The organism is Ensifer sp. B1-9 (assembly GCF_050474445.1).
Lineage (GTDB): Bacteria > Pseudomonadota > Alphaproteobacteria > Rhizobiales > Rhizobiaceae > Ensifer.
In genome coordinates this window covers 58,481-76,758 of sequence record NZ_JBCHVG010000024.1, presented here as the reverse complement: position 1 = coordinate 76,758, position 18,278 = coordinate 58,481, and the positions used below count along the sequence as shown (strand labels likewise).

At 57.6% G+C, this 18,278-nt stretch carries 18 protein-coding genes and 2 pseudogenes; 8 read left to right on the top strand and 12 right to left on the bottom strand.

Annotated features, from left to right (window positions below; all coding sequences use genetic code 11):
- Positions 1 to 70 (bottom strand): annotated as a pseudogene (locus tag ACQ5BM_RS31815) (DUF6429 family protein); the annotation flags it as partial.
- A gap of 225 nt (positions 71 to 295) precedes the next feature.
- On the opposite strand from ACQ5BM_RS31815, the gene ACQ5BM_RS31810 reads away from it, so the two are divergent.
- A complete protein-coding gene (locus ACQ5BM_RS31810) occupies positions 296 to 856 on the top strand; it encodes a sulfite exporter TauE/SafE family protein (RefSeq protein WP_429819819.1) in 561 nt (186 codons plus the stop codon).
- A gap of 8 nt (positions 857 to 864) precedes the next feature.
- Here the strand turns inward: ACQ5BM_RS31810 and ACQ5BM_RS31805 are convergent, their stop codons facing one another.
- The 8 genes and pseudogenes from ACQ5BM_RS31805 to ACQ5BM_RS31770 all read right to left on the bottom strand — a co-directional run bounded on the left by ACQ5BM_RS31805 (position 865) and on the right by ACQ5BM_RS31770 (position 7,056).
- Positions 865 to 1,632 carry an ABC transporter permease gene (locus ACQ5BM_RS31805; protein ID WP_429819817.1) on the bottom strand — a complete coding sequence of 256 codons (768 nt, stop codon included), beginning with the start codon at positions 1,630 to 1,632 and terminating at the stop codon, positions 865 to 867.
- On the bottom strand, positions 1,629 to 2,459 hold the full coding sequence (locus ACQ5BM_RS31800) for an ABC transporter ATP-binding protein (protein ID WP_429819815.1): 831 nt from the start codon (positions 2,457 to 2,459) through the stop codon (positions 1,629 to 1,631). Before ACQ5BM_RS31800 ends, ACQ5BM_RS31805 begins: the two co-directional genes overlap by 4 nt.
- Positions 2,456 to 3,406 (bottom strand): ABC transporter substrate-binding protein, encoded by a 951-nt coding sequence (locus tag ACQ5BM_RS31795; RefSeq protein WP_429819813.1) that lies wholly within the window; start codon positions 3,404 to 3,406, stop codon positions 2,456 to 2,458. The genes ACQ5BM_RS31800 and ACQ5BM_RS31795 overlap by 4 nt, the downstream gene beginning before the upstream one ends.
- A 274-nt stretch (positions 3,407 to 3,680) precedes the next feature.
- Positions 3,681 to 4,663 (bottom strand): annotated as a pseudogene (locus tag ACQ5BM_RS31790) (zinc-dependent alcohol dehydrogenase family protein).
- Between the two features lie 75 nt (positions 4,664 to 4,738).
- Positions 4,739 to 5,080 (bottom strand): DUF5335 family protein, encoded by a 342-nt coding sequence (locus ACQ5BM_RS31785; RefSeq protein ID WP_429819811.1) that lies wholly within the window; start codon positions 5,078 to 5,080, stop codon positions 4,739 to 4,741.
- 5 nt (positions 5,081 to 5,085) lie between these two features.
- The gene (locus ACQ5BM_RS31780) at positions 5,086 to 5,316 is read right to left on the bottom strand and encodes a ChaB family protein (RefSeq protein WP_429819809.1); all 231 of its coding nucleotides are present in this window, start codon (positions 5,314 to 5,316) and stop codon (positions 5,086 to 5,088) included.
- Positions 5,317 to 5,427: 111 nt separating this feature from the next.
- Positions 5,428 to 6,378: a 1-phosphofructokinase family hexose kinase gene (locus ACQ5BM_RS31775; RefSeq protein ID WP_429819807.1), complete on the bottom strand. Its 951-nt coding sequence runs from the start codon at positions 6,376 to 6,378 to the stop codon at positions 5,428 to 5,430.
- A gap of 3 nt (positions 6,379 to 6,381) precedes the next feature.
- On the bottom strand, positions 6,382 to 7,056 hold the full coding sequence (locus ACQ5BM_RS31770) for a CBS domain-containing protein (protein WP_429819805.1): 675 nt from the start codon (positions 7,054 to 7,056) through the stop codon (positions 6,382 to 6,384).
- Between the two features lie 327 nt (positions 7,057 to 7,383).
- On the opposite strand from ACQ5BM_RS31770, the gene ACQ5BM_RS31765 reads away from it, so the two are divergent.
- The 3 genes from ACQ5BM_RS31765 to ACQ5BM_RS31755 all read left to right on the top strand — a co-directional run bounded on the left by ACQ5BM_RS31765 (position 7,384) and on the right by ACQ5BM_RS31755 (position 9,656).
- Entirely contained in the window at positions 7,384 to 7,743 is a 360-nt protein-coding gene (locus tag ACQ5BM_RS31765; protein ID WP_429819803.1) for a hypothetical protein, read from the top strand.
- A gap of 536 nt (positions 7,744 to 8,279) precedes the next feature.
- The gene (locus tag ACQ5BM_RS31760; RefSeq protein ID WP_429819801.1) at positions 8,280 to 8,774 is read left to right on the top strand and encodes a universal stress protein; all 495 of its coding nucleotides are present in this window, start codon (positions 8,280 to 8,282) and stop codon (positions 8,772 to 8,774) included.
- Positions 8,775 to 8,849: 75 nt separating this feature from the next.
- Positions 8,850 to 9,656, top strand: a complete 807-nt coding sequence (locus ACQ5BM_RS31755; protein WP_429819799.1) for a MarC family protein — start codon at positions 8,850 to 8,852, stop codon at positions 9,654 to 9,656.
- A gap of 46 nt (positions 9,657 to 9,702) precedes the next feature.
- Here the strand turns inward: ACQ5BM_RS31755 and ACQ5BM_RS31750 are convergent, their stop codons facing one another.
- Positions 9,703 to 10,980 carry a DUF2254 domain-containing protein gene (locus ACQ5BM_RS31750; RefSeq protein WP_429819797.1) on the bottom strand — a complete coding sequence of 426 codons (1,278 nt, stop codon included), beginning with the start codon at positions 10,978 to 10,980 and terminating at the stop codon, positions 9,703 to 9,705.
- 73 nt (positions 10,981 to 11,053) lie between these two features.
- A complete protein-coding gene (locus tag ACQ5BM_RS31745; RefSeq protein ID WP_429819794.1) occupies positions 11,054 to 13,162 on the bottom strand; it encodes a mechanosensitive ion channel family protein in 2,109 nt (702 codons plus the stop codon).
- A gap of 325 nt (positions 13,163 to 13,487) precedes the next feature.
- Here ACQ5BM_RS31745 and ACQ5BM_RS31740 point away from each other — a divergent pair, with 325 nt between their 5' ends.
- The 4 genes from ACQ5BM_RS31740 (at position 13,488) to ACQ5BM_RS31725 (ending at position 16,467) form a co-directional block, all read left to right on the top strand.
- Positions 13,488 to 14,186 (top strand): VIT family protein, encoded by a 699-nt coding sequence (locus ACQ5BM_RS31740; protein ID WP_429819792.1) that lies wholly within the window; start codon positions 13,488 to 13,490, stop codon positions 14,184 to 14,186.
- Between the two features lie 211 nt (positions 14,187 to 14,397).
- Positions 14,398 to 15,180: a polyphosphate kinase 2 gene (gene ppk2 / locus ACQ5BM_RS31735; protein ID WP_429819790.1), complete on the top strand. Its 783-nt coding sequence runs from the start codon at positions 14,398 to 14,400 to the stop codon at positions 15,178 to 15,180.
- Between the two features lie 437 nt (positions 15,181 to 15,617).
- Positions 15,618 to 16,208: a CYTH domain-containing protein gene (locus ACQ5BM_RS31730; RefSeq protein ID WP_429819788.1), complete on the top strand. Its 591-nt coding sequence runs from the start codon at positions 15,618 to 15,620 to the stop codon at positions 16,206 to 16,208.
- A complete protein-coding gene (locus ACQ5BM_RS31725) occupies positions 16,189 to 16,467 on the top strand; it encodes a hypothetical protein (protein ID WP_429819786.1) in 279 nt (92 codons plus the stop codon). Before ACQ5BM_RS31730 ends, ACQ5BM_RS31725 begins: the two co-directional genes overlap by 20 nt.
- Before the next feature lie 145 nt (positions 16,468 to 16,612).
- Here the strand turns inward: ACQ5BM_RS31725 and ACQ5BM_RS31720 are convergent.
- Positions 16,613 to 17,802, bottom strand: a protein-coding gene (locus ACQ5BM_RS31720; protein WP_429819785.1) for an IS3 family transposase whose coding sequence is annotated in 2 segments (ribosomal slippage) — positions 16,613 to 17,550 and positions 17,550 to 17,802 — 1,191 coding nt in all. Because the reading frame shifts where the segments join, the coding sequence is not laid out codon by codon here.
- Between the last annotated feature and the right edge of the window lie 476 nt (positions 17,803 to 18,278).

Genomic DNA, 18,278 nt, shown 5'->3' with positions numbered 1-18,278 from the left:
GCTCGTTATGCACCGTCAGCCATAACAGCGCCAAAACGGCATCGTCGATCTTGTCCTCATCGATCTCCATGAACCGACGTTACCACGCGCGGCGCTCAAAATCCTGCGGCCCTGCTCGGATGGATACGTCCAAACCCGCACGTTGCGATCGGCACAAGCGCCTTTGCTGTTGCCGCCAACACCCCTGCCAATCTGATTGGTCATACGCGCCTCGGCCATGTTAATGGCGCTGTGCCATCATCTATAGTTTAGCGGGGGTTGTCGGGCCTATGTCGGCTCGACCGTGGGAAAGCTCATGGATGGGCAGCATTTGCTGTTGGCGTTTGCCCTTCTCATGATGCTGGTGGGCGCGCGAATGCTCAAGCACCGCGCGGTTCAGGGCGATCCAGGTGCACACTGCTCTCGTAAAAACGCACTGAAAGTCATTGCGTTCGGCGGGCTGACTGGAATCTTCTCAGGGTTTTTCGGCATCGGCGGCGGCTTCCTGATCGTGCCCGGACTAATGGCTTCCACTGGTATGCCCATCCTTTTCGCGGTCGGCTCCTCGCTCGTGGCGGTTACTGCCTTCGGCCTGACAACGGCTGTGAACTATGCTTTGTCGGGTTTCGTCGATTGGATGCTCGCCGCCGCGTTCATCGCCGGCGGCGTTGTCGGTGATATGACTGGAGCAGTCGTGGCCAGCAGGCTTGCAGCCCGTAAGGACGCGTTGAACATTATGTTCGCTCTCATGATTTTCACTGTGGCCGGATACTCTATCGAGGTTTCGCACAGATTGCCGCGGCCTGATGTCTGCAATCTCGAAAGACTCGAAGTGGGGGGCACGCGGCCAAACTGGTCCCCGATGAGAAGGCCGTAAGACTGTGTCTATCCACCATCCGTACCCCACCTTCGGTGTAGAAAACGTTCCCAGGGTGCGAACAAGATCCGGTCCGCCAGCAAGCCAATCAACACGATTACCAGCATGGCGCCGATCACCTGATCCATCGCATTCAGTTCACGCCCGTAGTGAAGCAGTTGGCCAAGTCCGAAGCCCGTCAAGATTGTTACGAAGATCTCTGCGGCCATCAACGAGCGCCACGCAAAAGCCCACCCTTGCTTCATACCACTGACGAGAAAAGGCAACGAGGCGGGTAGCATGACCGTGATCCACAGGTGCAATCCCTTTGAACCCATGGTTCGTGCGGCCTTTTCATAGATCGACGGAATAGTTCGAGCCCCGTGATTGGTCACAATTACCACCGACCAGACAGTGCCCATCACGACAACGAAGAGCATCGCACTCTCGGTCTGTCCGAACCAGAGGACTGCGAAAGGTACCCAGCACACACTCGGCAAGGTCTGCAGGCCCAAAGCCAGCGAACCGAGCGTGTCTTCCATGATCTTAGATGAACTCGTCAGAACGCCGAGCGGCAGACCGATTACCACGCCGACCACGTAGCCGAGTAAAAGCCGTTGAAGCGTAACGCGAACTGCTTCAAAGAGAGTTCCGTCGTTGATCGCCCCCCAAAGATATCGGGCAACGCTCACGGCCGAAGGGAAAAGAACCGGCGACCACCAGCCAGTGTCCGCGGCCGTTTCCCACAACATAAGCAGCATAGCAAAGAACGCCGAAACGACAGCAACTCGTCTCATTCTGGTACTCCGCCTCCCATTGTGCCGCGAAGAGCATCCGCCACAGCTGCCGCATGAGCCACCAATTCCGTGCTGTATATGCTGCGTGGGCGCGGCAGCGGGATATCGAAGTTGCGCAAGATCGTTCCTGGAGCACTCGACATCAACAGAATACGATCCCCAAGGCACGTTGCCTCTCGCATGTTATGTGTAACAAACACCACTGTCTTGCGACTGTCGGCCCAAATCTTCTGGACATCGTCGTAAAGATGCTCCCGGGTCATTGCATCGAGTGCACCGAATGGCTCATCCATCAAAAGCACTTGCGGATCAGGCGCCAAAGCACGCGCAAGAGCGACACGCTGCTTCATGCCACCCGACAATTCATGGACGTGTGCCCTTTCGAACCTCGCCAGACCAACCAGCGAAAGATAATGATGCGCAATCTCGCGACGCTCGTCACGACCAAGTTCAGGACAAAGTCTCAAACCGAACATCACATTGCCGAAGACATCCAGCCACGGAAATAGGGAGGGCTCCTGAAACACGACCAACCGCTCCCGGCCGGGACCGGCCACCGCCTGACCATCGGCGAGCACGTCACCGGAATCTGGCATCGTCAGCCCGGCTATGATGTCGAGAAGTGTCGACTTGCCACAGCCACTCGGACCGACAACGCATACGATCTGACCCGCTGCCACCTGCATTGATACGTTGGCCAGTGCGTGCACGGTTGTGCGAGATGTTCGAAACCATTTTGATACCCCTTCGACAACGAGCTTGTCCGCCGTGGCCGTGCAATGACTGGTGATCGTTTCTTCAATGTAGGGCGCGCGCTCGTTCGTCATGGACGGTCGACCAGGTTGGAAAGGTCGGGAATTGTTTTCAAGAAGCCGACACGTTGTGCATTTGCTACGTATGCTTGCAAGGCGGAGGTTGTGATGTCGCTGGTTATCGACATGCGCGGCCATGCCCGCGAAATAAGCTCCGGCGACATCGCGACCCGAAAATCCGCCTTGAGTACCTCACGGACCATTGCCTGAGCTTCTTGCGGATGCTGGTTTATCCAGTCTCCAAGTTCGCGGTGCGCCTTTACGAACCGGTGCACGAGGTCGCGGTGTTGCAGAAGAAACGCCGCCCTCGCGACGAGCACGGTCGTGACTGCTTGCCTTTCCTCAATCAGTATCTTGCCGGCTGCTTCAATTTCCAAACGCGACACCCATGGTTCGACAGTCCACACGGCATCAAGTTGTCGTGTTTTGAAGAGGGACAATTGCTCGGGGTTGGCGGTCGGCACAACATATGCATCACCGCCAGCCTGCGTGATAAGCAAGCCGCCATCCAGGAGCCACGCGCGTGCGGCGACGTCCTGAGTATTTCCGAACTGAGGCGTTCCTATCCGCCTTCCACGGAAATCCGTTGGCTTTGCAAGCTTTTCTCCCGGCTGCACGACCAGTGCAGAGCCGCCGGCCACCGCACCGGCGATGATCCGGATTTCTGCCCCTGCCGAACGGGCGTAGGCATTGAGAGCAGGGTTTGGTCCAACGTAGGCAAGATCCAGGCTGCCCGCAAAGATTGCCTCCATAGCGCTCGGGCCGGCATTATAGGCGTACCATTCAATGCCGACGTCGGGACCTAGCCGCGTGGTGAACCAGTTCTGTCCGCGACGTTCAAAGTCCCTGGCGACCAGGGCCTGAACGTGCGTTATGTTCGGAAAGTGCCCTATGCGGATGGTGATATCCTGGGACTGGGAAGCAGCGGTTCCAGCCACCCAGAGTCCTGCTGTGAGCGCCATCTTAAGGCGGTGCCTGCACTGTGGTCGTCCGGCAGGCATCTGATGGTCCTGCCCCTGAAGAAACGGTGGCATGCACCTGATCGACGTAAAGCACACCTTCCACCTGCGCATCAATACCTGCATTATGGCAGATGCCTTCATGGCGTGGAACCGGACCTGAGGAGCGACTTGCATCGGCAAACCCGCATGATTGCTCTAAACCACTTTACCTTCTCTCATTTTGACAATTCGGCATTGATCCCGCGCAACGATCTGCCTTCTTGCGCCTTCCAGCTTAGGGAACGAGTACGGCCGCTCCGATCAACTTGCCTCGGCGAAGATCTGCAAGGGCCTCGTTCGCTCTTTCGAGGGGATAGACAACCGTGTGTGTCTTCACCTGAGCTTTTCGAGCAACGGGAAAGAAATCGCGGGCATCGACGCGCGTCAGGTTTGCTACCGAAACGATTTCTCGTTCACCCCATAGGATCGAATAGGGCATCCGGGGAATATCGCTCATATGGATGCCGCCACACACGACGCGCCCGCCCTTGCGCACCGCACGCAGCGCCGTCGGCACCAGTTCGCCCCCTGGCGCGAAGATTATGGCGGCATCAAGTAAATCGTCCGGCGCCTCGTCCGAGCCACCCGCCCAGCTTGCACCCAGACTGATTGCAAAGCGCTGGGCTTGAACGTCACCAGACCGGGTGAAGGCAAAGATTTCGCGGCCCTGCCATACTGAGATCTGAGCAATGATGTGGGCAGCAGCACCGAAGCCAAAGAGACCGATACGCTTTGCCTTTCCTGCCTTTTTCAAGGCCCGCCAGCCAATAAGGCCGGCACAAAGAAGCGGTGCAACAGCCACTGGATCTGTCGCAAACTCGAAATTGAAGGAAAAGCGTTGGTCAGCAACGACGTGGGTGGCAAACCCGCCATCGCGCGTGAAACCCGTGAAGAGCGGCTTATCGCAGAGGTTCTCCAGGCCGGCGCGACAATAGGAGCAATGGCCGCAGGTGAACCCCAACCACGGCACACCAACGCGGCTTCCAAGCAGAGACGGATCGACATCATCGCCCACTGTTTCAACGACCCCGACGATCTCGTGGCCCGGCACTAGCGGAAGTTTTGGATGCTCGAGTTCTCCGTCTACTACGTGCAAGTCGGTGCGACAGACCGCGCAGGCCTCCACGCGTATTCGGATTTCGCCAGGGCGCGGCGGCGCGTCAGCAAGAGTCTTCAGAACCAATGGCATCCAGGTTTTTCAAGCACCATCGCCTTCATCACATACCTCAACTGCCACGATATAGACGAAGACCACTCAAGCCGCTCTCCAAGGCAATCTCGGTCCTCTCCGGGTCAATCGCTTGACCCGGAAAGCCTGAGCGGGCTCGTCAGCGTGACGATTTGGCGGTGTTGATCTGAATCCATGATTTCCAGACCGGTAAGCCCGTCGACCCCTTCGAGAATGGCGATGCTGACCGGCTTGTGAATGAGATGATCAAGCCCCTCCATAGCAATCTCAAGCAGATCTCCCTTGGGATCGAAGGTTATGCCGAGCAATGGGACCGATTTCGCCTGGATCTGGTCACCCAGCCGAAGGCCGGTAATTTCGACCTGCGCCCGCTTCCCTCGAAGGGCTTTTGCCATGCGATCGAAAAAGAAATGCCACTCGGACCGAGTTAAGATGCGACTGGCCATATTCATCACTCCTCTTGATCAGTGGTCGGAGGGCGCGCAAACCACCGGCTCCCGACCTGCACATAGCGCCGTTTCACCGCCGCCCAGGCTATTCGATGCGAGGCCTCTTCCTGGCGCGGCTCGCTCGTGTGAGAGACAAATGCATGATTGAATGCCTCGCGATAAATGTCTTGTGCATGTCCGGGCAGGACGCGCCTGAGAGATGCCGGCAGGTCGCTGTTGGAAGCATAGGGCATCGGCTTCACTCAATTTTGTTCTGGGGACCGAAGGTATGCGTCCACCCGTTCCGACCTAATCGGGCCTGAAGATAGCCCACTTCTGGACACTCGGCTTTGTCGCTGATCAAATCAGACCGACCTAACATCACTAGCCCCGATTGGCAGCCAACTCTCACCATAATTGGCAAACACATCCTCGCGCCTGCAGAGCTCGCTTCCCGATGCCATAACCGCCGCCGCACCCGCAGCAATGCCGAACCGAAACGCATGTTCCATCGGCCCACCCGCTTCCAGGAACCAAACAAGTCCACCAATGAAGCTGTCTCCGGCGCCCACCGTGGATTTGGCGACGACATGCTTCGATGGCACTCTTAGGGTGCCGAAAGCGCCAGCGAGGAGGGCCTCCTCGCGGCCTAGGGTGACCGCCACGAATTCCGAGGCACCGTCCCTCACCAAGGCCGACGCGGCTTTTGCGACACCCTCCTCGTCCAGTCGGAACCCGGCGAGAACTTCCAACTCCTCGAGGCTCGGCTTGATGAGAAAGACCGGAGCCTTGCCCAAGGTGTCGCGCAATGTCGTTCCGGGGCAATCGAGGATGAACTTAATACCCTTTTTCGCCGCACATCTGGCAATTTCGGCGTATACACCAGCGGTCGCGTTGCGCGGGAGACTTCCGCTGGCCACCAAATAGTTTCCCTGAAACTGGTCCACCACCTGCAGGACCGCGGAAACGTCGCCTGCGGAAATTTCCGGACCTTCCGGCACAAAGCGATACTCAAGTCCGGTCTCCTCTTCCCGCACCATGAAGGCAATGCGGGTGGATCCGGCTATCGTTATGACATGAAGTCGAATGGCAGCTGCCGCTAGTGCGTCCTCAAGTATTGCGCCGGTGGCGCCACCTGCGAGGACTACCAGCTCTGCTTTACCACCGAGCATTGCAATCACGCTCGCGACATTGACCCCGCCTCCGCCAGGACGCTGCTGCACATGGTGGGTCCGAACCTTGACCGTCGGATGAACGCGCGCCGTCTGGCTCGAAACATCGATGGTTGGGTTGAGCGCGATCGCGAGAACGGGCATCGTTCATCGAGCCGAGCCAGGAGTTTCGCAGTCAACCCCGTTGACAACGCGCAACTCATTTCTCACGCATCCGGCGCCGCACACCGCTTCCGCCGCTACGCGCGCAGCCAGGCGCGTGACGCCACTTTCGACACTGCCGCTCAGGGCAACGACACCGCCCTCGGCCCTCACCTCAATGTCGCCTTGGTCGATGCCGAGATCGGACGACAGGCGCGCCAGTACTGCACGTTTCATGGCTTCGTCACCGGTGGCAGGTCTATCGGGCCGGGCCGTAACAATCACCTCGAGAATATCGCGGCGGCTGACAATGCCAACGATGCGGCCTTCGTGAACGACAGGTACGCGCTTGATGGAACGGGCATACATCAGCGCCGCAATATGATCCACCGATGCATCCGCATCCACGGTTACAGCTCCGGGCGTCATCACGTCTCCGACGCGCCAGCTGTGTCCTTTGATGTAAGTTTCGGGGTTCTGTCGTGGGGACTTACCGTTGGAGGCTCTCATTGCTGCCGATCCCAATTCGGAGCGGCGCAGCAAATCTCCCTCGGACAACATACCGACGAGGTTTCCATCGTCATCGCACACCGGCAAGCCACTGAGCCGGTGGTCCAGCATCAGTCGCGCGGCGTGCCGCACACCATGGTCCGGGCTTATGGTTATAACCTTCCTGGTCATGATTGGGGCCCCCGAGGCAAGACTAATATTTTTCAAATATATCTCAGCCGTCGGCCTGTGAGATTGACGCCGGTCAATAACGGAACCAAAGAGCACCAACTTGCAACCGAATTGAACGGGCATTGATCGGCATCAAGGACACGGATGCGGGGGCCAGATAGTGTATACTTGAATTTCGCCGGTGTTTCGGCGCTTGAGCAGTCTCCCAAAACGATTGGGCCAATTCAATCGACATCAACGCCGGGCGGAGCGACGCGCATGCAAGGACCAATCAAACATCAATCAGGCACAGCTTTCTGGCCCATTCCATCGACGGGAGTTTCCTCGATGGAAGCAACGGGAGCGTTATTGTCGGGGCGTATGCAAGCCGCGACGATTGAGACAACTCTTCGCTACCAGATGGAGGCGTTAAAGTTCCTGGAAACCCGACTCGATAACTATCTGCACTTTCTCGAAGGTTGTCAGTCACCAGATTATGCCGACGACCCCTTCGACTCATGGTGCCACTTTTGGCAAGACGCCGTCCTTGGCTATTTCAGAGAAGGGATGCGCATCGCGGAGATTGGCTCAACCATCATGCGCAAGACGGCAATGCGTCGTCACGAAGATGAGAAGCCTCTCGTCGAAAACATGGCCGCGCAAGCGGCAATTTTAGGTGCAGGCGGGTGTGCCGATGGCCAGATGTAGTAGGTGGAAATTCGTGGTTGTTCTCTTTTTGATGTATGGCGACCAAACCGCCGCGGCTGACATTGCCCGCGGTCGCGCCATCGCTGCCAGGTGGTGCGACGAATGTCACGTCGTTGCACCCGGGCAAGAACGCGGGTCCGACTCTGTTCCGACATTTGCCGAGATCGCCAAGACAGACAGGCTCGATGAGGCTCGGTTGTCGGCATTCCTGGCGGCGCCGAGGCATTCGCGGATGCCTGATCTGTCTCTGACGCGCTCCGAGATCGCGGATCTCATCGCCTACATCAAGGCGCAGCGCCCGTAATCATCCGCCGGCTAATCGCGCCGCGTCACTTTCCAAATGGAGACAATAGGCGGGAGGCGTTGATCAACACGAGTGTTGCGAGGAGGAAGCCGCGGCCGCGAGTTCACATAGCATTCTTCGGCCGACTAGAGTGTCATCAGCACTTTGTTCCGGATTCGGTCCTCTCTCTTTGATACGGGGATCAAAGCAATTCGGCGTCGATATCGAGAGACTTTTCAAGATGGAGGATGCGATGATGATCCAACACGTTCTTGTGGCGACCGACGGATCCAATGAAGCGCGGCATGCCGTTGAGATGGCCGCGACTATCGCAAAGAGTTTGAACGCACGCGTCACGATACTTCATGTAATCCTGCACGGTGTGAGAGCCGAGGAAGCAATCCGGCTCGCGCGACGCAGGTCAACCGGCCCAGAGCGGGTTCTTGTCTCGACGGGCGGTGAGTTCGAGAGTGTGCAAGGTGACATTGGAGAGGCGGCATCCGTCCTGGGCGAGCGCATTGCGGAGAATGCCGCCGAAATCGCCCGGTCCCTCGGGGTCGATAACGTGAACACGCGGGTCGAACCTGGCGATAATGCCGAGACCATTCTCGCCGTGGCGAAGGAGGTAGATGCAAACATGATCGTTGTGGGCAGCCGCGGGCTGGGACGGTTAACTGGCATGATGCTCGGAAGTGTCTCACAAAAGATTGTCCAGAATGCCGCCTGCTCAGTCACGGTCGTGCGTTGAACTATCGCCAAGGCTATGGATCTACCGCGTTTGTCTTCCGGGAAGACGGGAATACCTTGGCTGGAGGATGGGTCGATGGCGACTTGCCTGCGAGGCAGCTCTGCCCAGCTTACGACATCTCGCGCCAACAATTTTTGCTCTCCTGGAGCAACCAGGTATCGTCATTTTCGCTCATTGAGCAATCTTGTTGCGATACTGGCGGTGATCGTGGTCTGTCTCCCAGTTCAGTCATTCGCACAAGTTTCGTCTGCCGCAACTTTGCCAGCGGCCGAGTTTGGTGCGCGAAAAGTGTTCTTCATGCTTTTTCTGATGCTCGGTCCGATCAAGATCCTGGTGCCGTTTGTGGGGATGACCAGCAATTGGGAAACCAAGTTTCGACGCCGGGTGGCCCGAAGAGCAATCCTTTTCTCGGCCGGTGCTCTGGCAATTGCCGGTTTTCTTGGGCGCACCATGCTTGAGAACTTTGAGATTTCACTGCCAGTTCTAGCCATGACGGGGGGCATAATCCTGTTTCTGGTGGCGCTGCGAACGATACTGCAGCAGTCCGCAAGCGCGACGGATCACACTCCGGCACCTGATCGGGCACCTGACTTGAAACTTGCCTTTTCGCCACTGGCTTTTCCGACGATCGTCACGCCTTACGGAATAGCCGCTGTAATCGTCTTTGCGACGCTTGCAGGCGGTCGCCAAGCGGAAGGCCTCACGGTGGCCGCTATCGTGTTGCTGATCCTGGCGCTCGATTGGCTCGCGATGTTGTTCGCGGAAACCATTTTAAAATGGATCGGAACCTCGCTTCAGGTCTTGGCGGTCGTGCTCGGGGTCACCCAAGCAGCACTCGGTCTTCAGATCATTCTGCATAGTTTTAGCATGATGGAATGGTAAGAATTCGCCGGCAGCGGCGTGCGATGCACAGCCTCCGGGCGAACACTCACGCCTCCGCGGATCCACCCAGTCCTTGCGTGTCGGCAATGCGTGCCAAAGCAGCGTCCTCAGGCAATAGGTAGGCGTTGTCGATCATTCGGTCGAGTAGATCGCGCTCAACCTGCAACGCCTGTTTCCGGCTCTCGGGCAACACGTTTTCGAGATTGTCGATCATGGCGCGAAGCCTCCTCGCGATCTGAAGATTCTCCGCTCCATAGATCCTAATCTCGCGACAGGTGAGTTGTACGAAGTCTTCCCAGTCAGGTGTTGGGTACACCACACGAAGCCGACCGCCCTCATCGCAAAGATACTCGTTGCGTAGATCGCGTCCGCCAACGCTGCGCAGCAAGCGATGCAGTTGGTCGATTGCCAGCACTGCAGTCGTCGCGTCGTTGATCGCTTTGGAGAGTGCCTTCGTAGCAATATCGACAATGACCCTGAGAGCGAAAGTTGGATCCTGCTCGATGGTTCGCTCACGCCCAAACGCAACGCTGCTGCAAAGTTCGCTGGCAGGAATTTTCGCGGCACCACCGTATAGCCGGAACAGGGGTTGGCCATATGCTACGAAGTCGCCGACGCGTGCTGCAAGCTCAACTACACCGTCTGCCCGGGATGCTTGGGCCAGCAGCGACTTCACGTCCACGGCGAGAATGATATCTGATGAACCAGCATGCAAGACGACCCCCTCCGGCTTTCCAAGCGCGTCATGCGTCTGAAGTTGGCTTACAGTCTCCTTCCAGTGCTCAGGATAAACGCTTTGAATGACGGCGAAGCCTTGCTCGGCGACACTATGGATGATGCTGACGGGACGTAACAAACGAGCTGAATAATCAATTAAGTAAAGAAATGCTGCCAGCGAGAGGACGCCAAGGGCAGCCGAAATCCACACTATAGAGGCCGGAGCCGACGCGTTTACTCGACTTATGGCGCCGATGGCGAACAGCAGAGTAAAGATGAACAAGCCCACGGTAAACCGGATAACATTATCTCGCAGCAGCGTGGTCGCGATGATCCGGGGCGTAAGCTGTCCGCTTGCTATTTGTATCGCCACAAGCAGTGAGCCGAACGTGAAGACGAGAAACGAAAGCGCCAGGCTTATGATCGCCTGCATGGCAGCAACCGTGCCATCGGCCCCCAACGGCCAGGGCGGGATCCACCCTATCCATTTCTCCGAAGTAAGAACCGCGCGAAAAAAGGCCTGCTGCACGATCAGCGCAAAAAACGGAATGATCCACAAGGAAGCACGCACGTAGCTCTTGAGCGCATACAACTTGTTCCAACTCATCTCTTCTCATAACCTCCATCGGATCGGGCGAGCCCCCTATCGCACTTCTCGCAGAGTTGGCGAAGGAGCCGCATCAAGCCACGGCTTGGCCCGCCGCTTCGGCGATCTGTGCCGCCTTCGCCGACTGCTGGATCTGATGGGCGGCCGCAGCCGTGGATTCGCCACTTCCTTCCACATGGACCGTAGGCACGGCGATCTTGATGCCATTTTCATCGAAAGCCTTCTTGATCATCATGAAGGCGCGCCGCTTGATGGCAAACTGCGCGTTGGGTTTGGTCATGAGTTTGAGCCTCAGGACAATTGCGAAGTCCCCGAAGCTATCAACGCCCTGCATTTTCAAGGGCTGCAGCGTGTCCGCCGCGAACTCTGGGTCCGCGGCCAATTCTTGGCCGATCTTCTTTATGAGCTTGCGCGCCAAGTCGATGTCGGTATCGTAGGTGACGTTGATCGTCATTTTGTCGATTACCCAATCTCGGCTCATGTTCTCGACGGCACCGAGTTCTCCGAACGGTACGGTGAAGATCGGTCCGCGGTGATGCCGCAGCCGCACCGACCGCAAGCTGAACGACTCGACGGTTCCCTTGTAACTGCCGCTTTGGATGTACTCGCCGACGCGAAATGCGTCGTCCAGCATGTAGAAGACCCCGCTGAGGACATCCTTTACCAGGGTCTGCGAACCAAAACCGATGGCAACACCAAATATGCCGGCGCCGGCAAGCAACGGCGCGATCTGAATGCCCAGTCCAGACAAGATCGTCAGCACTGCAATCGCGCCGATAAGAACGGCCAATGTGTTGCGGAAAATAGGCAGCAAGGTCCGCAACCTGTCGCTTCGCGTCAAATGGTCTTCGGCATCGCTTGAGTGCTCCGCAAGGTCCATTCGGTAGGCGATGAGCGCCTTCGACGACTGCCAAAACAAGTCGGCCACGAGCAGAATGACAATTGCATTCAATACGCCATTGACAACAACCTTGCCGATTTCGCTACCGGCCAGTGCCGCCGCGCTGAATCTCCAGGCATAGGCAAGCCACGCCACGGCCGCAGCGATCACCAGCGCGCGCGCCCCCCTGACGATCATCACGTTCAACAAGACACCGAAAGCTCCGCTCAATTGCGCCCGGCTGGCCACGGCCTGGGCTAACCGGCCGACGCTGCGGGTAACACCCGGTAAAACCAGGGAATAGATACCTACAAATAGCAGCCCGAGGAGACCGCCGACCCATGCGAGCCAGAGCAGGACCATATACAGAGTGAGCAACGATCGGGCCATGACGGAGGTAGTCGTCCCTGGTCGTCGCCATGCCGACTCGATCCCGATCGCGAGGACGCCCAACCCGAGCATGAATGCGGCGAGTCTCGTGACATCCGCGGAGAAACCTAAGGAGGACATCAGGTTCACAGTGACCCAGCCGGCCAGCACCAGACCGGCGATCAGGTCGATGCGGCGCAGCCAGAACCGAGCTACTGCATCGACTTGAGAAACGGACGGCTGCACGGCGGCATCTTGGTCGACTCCATCGAAGGCCAGCAGCAATCGGGCGATGCCGTGAATCAATCGAAACAGTATGAACGCGACAAGCAGCAGCAGGATTGTCTTGCGCAGCAGAGGGGGCCAATCGAACAACAGATAGAGACCAACGGTTGCCAGCGAGAACATTGTCAGCGCAACGGTTTCCAACAGGGCTGTCTGCACCGGCTCGAGGCTCGACCTGGCTATTTTGCGCCTAGAGAGCAAGTCCCCGGTCAACCGCTCGGCGCCAAAGCCGACTGCAAGCAAGGCCGCCAAGATCACGAGGGCGAGGCCGGGCTTGCCCGCATTTAGGTCACGCATAAACACCGCAGAAGAATTCGCGACTTCGTCTGGTACACGATCGACTGCGCTCACAACAGCAGTAGCCCGACCTTCAACGGCCGCTCCCCAATCGGATATCGCGTCCGCAATCGAACTGTCCGCGGACGTTGCTTGCGCAGCGACCTTACCCTCTAGCCAGGACTTGACCTCCGGGTTGCTTGCAAGCTCGAGAAATTGTCGCACTTTTTCGGGCGGCAGGTCGCCCGTCGCAGCTGTCGCAATGGGGCCTCCCCACGAGATGTCTGACAAAAGTGAAACGGCGAGCGCGGCAGCAAACGTGACCCAGATACCGCGGCAAAACGAGAAAGGGCTGGACACCATTGCCTTCATGTTCGACGCACCTGATTTGTTGTCATTACGACCGATGGCGTTGTAGCCACCCCGATAATCGCCGCTGCGCGGAGCCGCTTAACAGACGGAAAAAGTTCGTCTGTCGAAAAACCTTTCGCGACATCGTCTAATTGCGGCCAAACAACGAACTCTAAGCGCTACCTCGCAACGCTGGCGGTTGAGGCCACGACTTGCGTTTATCAAGATATTTCCGAATCTCGGGGCGGACATTGACGCGGATCAATTTAAACGAGCAGCCGCACACGCATAATATCGTTGGTTAAAGTTGTCATGCCTTCACTCGATTTGCCGGTCGGAGCCCGCAATGAACGATGATGGTGGTCAAGTAGTCATCGATACCATCGCTACATCCGAAATTGGGTTACCGTTTCGACGCGTGCTCGATCCGGTTGACCGCGCAGCCGAGATCCTTTTCGGATTGATTATGGTGATGACATTCACCGATTCGCTTGGCGTCGCCCAAGCTGGTAGCGCAGATGTCAAGGCCATGCTCATTGGAGCGCTCAGTTGCAACGTGGCCTGGGGCATCATTGACGCCGTGATGTTTTTGATGAGTTCGATGGCCGAACGTCGGGTCTCGAAGCAAACGGTTGTGGCCGTTCAGGCAGCCGCCAGTGCGTCGGCCGCGCGATCGGTCATTGCTGGCGCGCTTCCCCCTCTGGTCCTAGCAGCTCTCTCAGCCAGTGACCTGGACCGGATTCGACTGCATTTGATGAATCTGCCTGCCGACAAAATGCAGGTCCGACTCCGCGCGCAAGACTTCGCTGCCGCGTTGACCGTGTTCCTTCTGGTCTTCTTGCTCACCTTTCCAGTCGTCACGCCCTTCATGTTCAGCAATGACGTGACAAGTGCTCTGCGTGTTTCCAATCTCATCGCGATCGGTCTGCTGTTTGGGACCGGTTACACCTTGGGCCGCCATTCGGGAACGCCGCTGCGCGTCGGTTTTTTGATGACCGCAGTGGGCCTGGTCATGGTGGCGACAGTCATTGCCCTAGGCGGATGAGGTTTACACTGCGCGTGGGATCCGCGGGATGGAAGAGTTCAACGCCCGACACCAGTAGCAGAGCCGTCAAGAATGTCGCTGCCGCGCTGCAGGAGCGACCAAGCCAAGGGAGGAAATGAAAAAGATGTCTAAGAACGGTAAAGGAAAGAACAAGTCGACCAAAGGCGGAAAGGCTGGTCAAGAGAGCCTCGAGAAGGGGATATCCGGAGCGATGATGGGCTCCGCATTGACTGCCGACTATGGGAAGGAGCTACGTCGGCTACAGGTGGAGATCGCCCATCTGCAAGCTTGGGTGAAGAAGTCGCAGGCTCGCATCGTAATCATCTTTGAGGGCCGCGACGCGGCGGGGAAAGGAGGGGTAATCAAACGCATAACCGAGCGCGTCAGCCCGCGCGTGTTCCGCGTGGTTGCCCTACCGGCGCCGACCGACAGGGAGAAGAGCCAGATCTACATGCAACGCTATATCCCGCACCTGCCGGCCGCCGGCGAAGTGGTTATTTTCGATCGTTCCTGGTACAATCGACCCGGGGTCGAACGGGTTATGGGCTTCTGCAGCGAAGAAACGGCGCGGCGGTTTCTTGAACTCGTTCCGCGTTTCGAAGCTGCCATTGCCGAGAGCGGGATAATGCTCCTCAAGTACTTCCTGGATGTCAGCGAGGACGAACAGGAGCGGCGTTTCCGTCAGCGCATTGGCGATCCGCTTCGTCAATGGAAGCTCAGCCCGATGGATATCGAGTCCTATCAACGCTGGTGGGACTACAGCAGTGCCTACGATGAAATGATCCGCATGACGGACACGGAATATGCCCCCTGGTGGATCATCCGCTCCGACGACAAGAAACGGGCGCGCATCAATTGTATCGCTCACATCCTATCCGCCATCCCCTATGAGAAAGTGAAGTTCAAGGAACCGGAACTCGGGAAGCGTCAGAGACGACCAGACGACTATGTCGAAAGTCCGCATGTGCGTCGGTATGTGCCCAACACCGTCTGAGCACAAACGTTGCGCGCTCGGAAAGGGCGCGCAAATCCCCGTAGTCACGCATCGCCACCACGCCCGAGGTCGGGCGGCCAGTGTTCCACTGATCGATGGCACCAGTATTGCTCTGATCATCAGGTACAAAAAGCGGCCTGAAATCTGCCGCCTATCGGAGCCGGCATAACGCACTTCCTGCTCAAGGGCCGCAGCACTGGCGATCGGCATGTGACAATGTTTCATTGTTCACAATCAAGGCCACAGTGGAGGGTGCATTGACGGCGATCAAAGCGCGAAAACGCAGGATGCGCACATGATAAGACTTGGTGCAGCGCGCCTTTCGAGATTGGGCGTGAACTACCTGCCATCGAACGCATGAAACTGCTCGGGTCAGCTTTCACGAAAACTCGAGCTTCGGGGTTGAGTATCCGCCTGGTTCGGGAGATGAGACAGATATGGCGGTGGAAATAGAGAGAAAATTTCTGGTCCTTGACGATCGCTGGCGGCGGCTTGCCTCCAAGGGTTCCGCCCTGCACCAAGCATATCTCGTGGCGACGAAGGGCAAAACCGTGCGCATTCGGACGATAGATGGCCGACGTGCCACGTTAACAGTCAAGATCCGAAGCAGTCGCAATCGACGTGAAGAGTACGAGTACGACATCCCCTACACGGACGCGAAGGAAATGTTCGAGCACGCGCAGGGAGTCCTTCAAAAAACACGCTTCGAGGTGCACCATCAGGGTTACACTTGGGAAGTTGACGTCTATTCCGGCCAACATCGTGGCCTCGTTGTTGCGGAAGTCGAACTCGAAGGTGTCGACGACACTCCCCCGCTACCGGACTGGCTTGGGGCTGAGGTAACTGGCAATCCGCTCTATTCAAATCGGGTTCTGGCAAAGGGACGCATTGCTCCAACCAATGCGACGGCACGCTTACGAATACCCAGGTATACTTGCATCAGCAGCACCAAGAACTCGGGACGAAAGCCAGCGAAATCGACATTCTCCTCACTTGAAGCGAATCAAGATGGCGCCGAAGAAACTTGATATCAATGCTGCCACAAGCACTCAGGAACGTCGCGTGATATTCTCCGGGCGAGAACTGGAGGAAAATGGGCAAAGAGCGGAATCTGAGGGTGATGGAGAAGAAAGATGCGCGCCGGCTTCGCAGTTGATTTTCTCCCGGAGCAGGTTAAAGTTCGGATTGGAAGCTGAAGACCAGCGCTTTGAGCTTGTCATCCTTGTTGGCATTCGAAACAAGGCACCGGACCATTACGATTTCTTCCGCCGCCAAGGCCGGCAGTAGACGAGCAATCAGCAGCGGTGACAGCGATTGGCCGGCGACAGTCCGCGGCAAAGCGAACGGCGAAGGAGTTCTTTGAAGCGAAACTATCGAGGAAATGTTGGGGAGTTGATGGGGCTTTTGGGTGATCTGACCTGCCACTGAACCTTCATCCAGCGGCGACTAGAGCCCCGGCGGTTTTGAATACGCCAAGTGGCGCGGTGTGAGCAACCGGCGGAAACGCGAAGCTTTCATCTGGCGCAGCGTTGGAGCCGGTTGCGGCGATGGTCCCGGCAAAGTCTGCCGGGGTCTTGTATCCGAGCGATGAGTGCGGCCGGAAATGGTTGTAATCGTCCGCCCATTCAGCGATGGCGCTGCGGGCATGATCGAGGCCGAAGAACAGGCTCTCTTTGAGCAACTCGTCGCGCATCCGACCATTGAAACTCTCGACATAGCCATTCTGCATTGGCTTTCCCGGTGCGATGTAATGCCACTCGACCTTGTGATCCTTCGACCAGGCAAGGATGGCATTCGACGTCAGTTCAGTGCCGTTGTCGGAGACAATTATTCCGGGCTTGCCGCGTCGCTCGATCAGCGTTGTCCGTTCTCGGGCGACACGTCGACCGGAGATAGAGGTGTCCGGGATCGCTGCCAGGCATTCGCGCGTCACGTCATCGACGATGTTGAGCACGCGGAAGCGTCTGCCGCAGGCAAACTGGTCGTGGACGAAATCCAGCGACCAGCGGGCATTGGCCTTCGCCTCGACCAGGATCGGTGCACGCGTGCCGACGGCGCGCCGTCGGGCCTTTCGCTTGCGAACGGAAAGCCCTTCCTCGCGATAGAGCCGGTAGATGCGATTGATGCCGGACGGCTCTCCGTCCCGCCGAAGCAGGACGAACAGTCGCCGGTAGCCGAAACGCCTTCGCTCATTGGCGAGGTCGCGCAGCTTCGCCCGCAATTCTACCTCCGGCGGTCGTCTGGACCGATAACGGATCGTCTTACGGTCGGCGGATATAATCTGGCAGGCCCGCCGCTCCGAGAGGCCCATGACGGCCCTCAGATGCGTGACGGCTTCACGCTTGGCAGCAGGCCCTACCATTTTTTTGCAAGAAGCTCGCGAAGTGCGGCTGCATCCAGCATCTGTTCGGCGAGCAACTTCTTCAGCCTCGCGTTCTCGTCCTCAAGCGCCTTCAACCGCTTCGCCTCGGAGACTTCCATGCCGCCGTATTTGGCTTTCCAATTATAAAACGTTGCTTCTGAAATTCCGTGCTTGCGGCACAGGTCGGCCACCTTTGCGCCAGCCTCCTGCTCCTTCAGCACCGCAATAATCTGCTCTTCCGTAAATCTCTGCTTCTTCATGCGTCCGTCCCTTAATAGGCCGGACTCTAATCCAATCTGGAGGAAATTGCCCGTGGCAGGTCAGATCGCATGAAGAGGCTGCAGGAATTGCGCGGGGTCTCGGGGCCACGCTCGTGGAGGCAGGCGATTATGCGACAACGATCCTGGCGATTGCCGAGAAGATCGGAGCAGACCGACTGTTGTTGGAAGTTGCGGACTGGAGAGGCTGAAAGGCCAGCTGGTTGGGCGCATTTCGCGAAAGATCGCGCTCGCAGCACGCCCTTTGCTCCGTTCTCGTCGCGAGAGATAAAGGACCACGCGGAAACTGCGGCACCGACCGCATGAGCGTAGCCGTCATCGACTATGGTTCATCTCAAACGATCCGATTTTCTCTGTGTTCGTGGGTTAGCTGGTTAGCCAATCTCGCTGGGCAATGGCCAAATGGCATTGATGGTGATCAAAGAAGGCATTTGAACCATAGGAGCTTCGCGGCGACC

Bases quoted from the DNA above. Each gene is read 5' to 3' on its own strand.
- ACQ5BM_RS31785 (WP_429819811.1), bottom strand. From the start codon at position 5,080: ATGGCCAGTCGCATCTTAACTCGGTCCGAGTGGCATTTCTTTTTCGAT.
- ACQ5BM_RS31740 (WP_429819792.1), top strand. From the start codon at position 13,488: ATGAACGATGATGGTGGTCAAGTAGTCATCGATACCATCGCTACATCC.
- ACQ5BM_RS31725 (WP_429819786.1), top strand. From the start codon at position 16,189: ATGGCGCCGAAGAAACTTGATATCAATGCTGCCACAAGCACTCAGGAA.
- ACQ5BM_RS31775 (WP_429819807.1), bottom strand. From the start codon at position 6,378: ATGCCCGTTCTCGCGATCGCGCTCAACCCAACCATCGATGTTTCGAGC.
- ACQ5BM_RS31755 (WP_429819799.1), top strand. From the start codon at position 8,850: ATGGCGACTTGCCTGCGAGGCAGCTCTGCCCAGCTTACGACATCTCGC.
- ACQ5BM_RS31765 (WP_429819803.1), top strand. From the start codon at position 7,384: ATGGAAGCAACGGGAGCGTTATTGTCGGGGCGTATGCAAGCCGCGACG.
- ppk2 (WP_429819790.1), top strand. From the start codon at position 14,398: ATGATGGGCTCCGCATTGACTGCCGACTATGGGAAGGAGCTACGTCGG.
- ACQ5BM_RS31730 (WP_429819788.1), top strand. From the start codon at position 15,618: ATGGCGGTGGAAATAGAGAGAAAATTTCTGGTCCTTGACGATCGCTGG.
- ACQ5BM_RS31770 (WP_429819805.1), bottom strand. From the start codon at position 7,056: ATGACCAGGAAGGTTATAACCATAAGCCCGGACCATGGTGTGCGGCAC.
- ACQ5BM_RS31750 (WP_429819797.1), bottom strand. From the start codon at position 10,980: ATGAGTTGGAACAAGTTGTATGCGCTCAAGAGCTACGTGCGTGCTTCC.
- ACQ5BM_RS31745 (WP_429819794.1), bottom strand. From the start codon at position 13,162: ATGAAGGCAATGGTGTCCAGCCCTTTCTCGTTTTGCCGCGGTATCTGG.
- ACQ5BM_RS31800 (WP_429819815.1), bottom strand. From the start codon at position 2,459: ATGACGAACGAGCGCGCGCCCTACATTGAAGAAACGATCACCAGTCAT.
- ACQ5BM_RS31760 (WP_429819801.1), top strand. From the start codon at position 8,280: ATGATGATCCAACACGTTCTTGTGGCGACCGACGGATCCAATGAAGCG.
- ACQ5BM_RS31780 (WP_429819809.1), bottom strand. From the start codon at position 5,316: ATGCCCTATGCTTCCAACAGCGACCTGCCGGCATCTCTCAGGCGCGTC.
- ACQ5BM_RS31810 (WP_429819819.1), top strand. From the start codon at position 296: ATGGATGGGCAGCATTTGCTGTTGGCGTTTGCCCTTCTCATGATGCTG.
- ACQ5BM_RS31795 (WP_429819813.1), bottom strand. From the start codon at position 3,406: ATGGCGCTCACAGCAGGACTCTGGGTGGCTGGAACCGCTGCTTCCCAG.
- ACQ5BM_RS31805 (WP_429819817.1), bottom strand. From the start codon at position 1,632: ATGAGACGAGTTGCTGTCGTTTCGGCGTTCTTTGCTATGCTGCTTATG.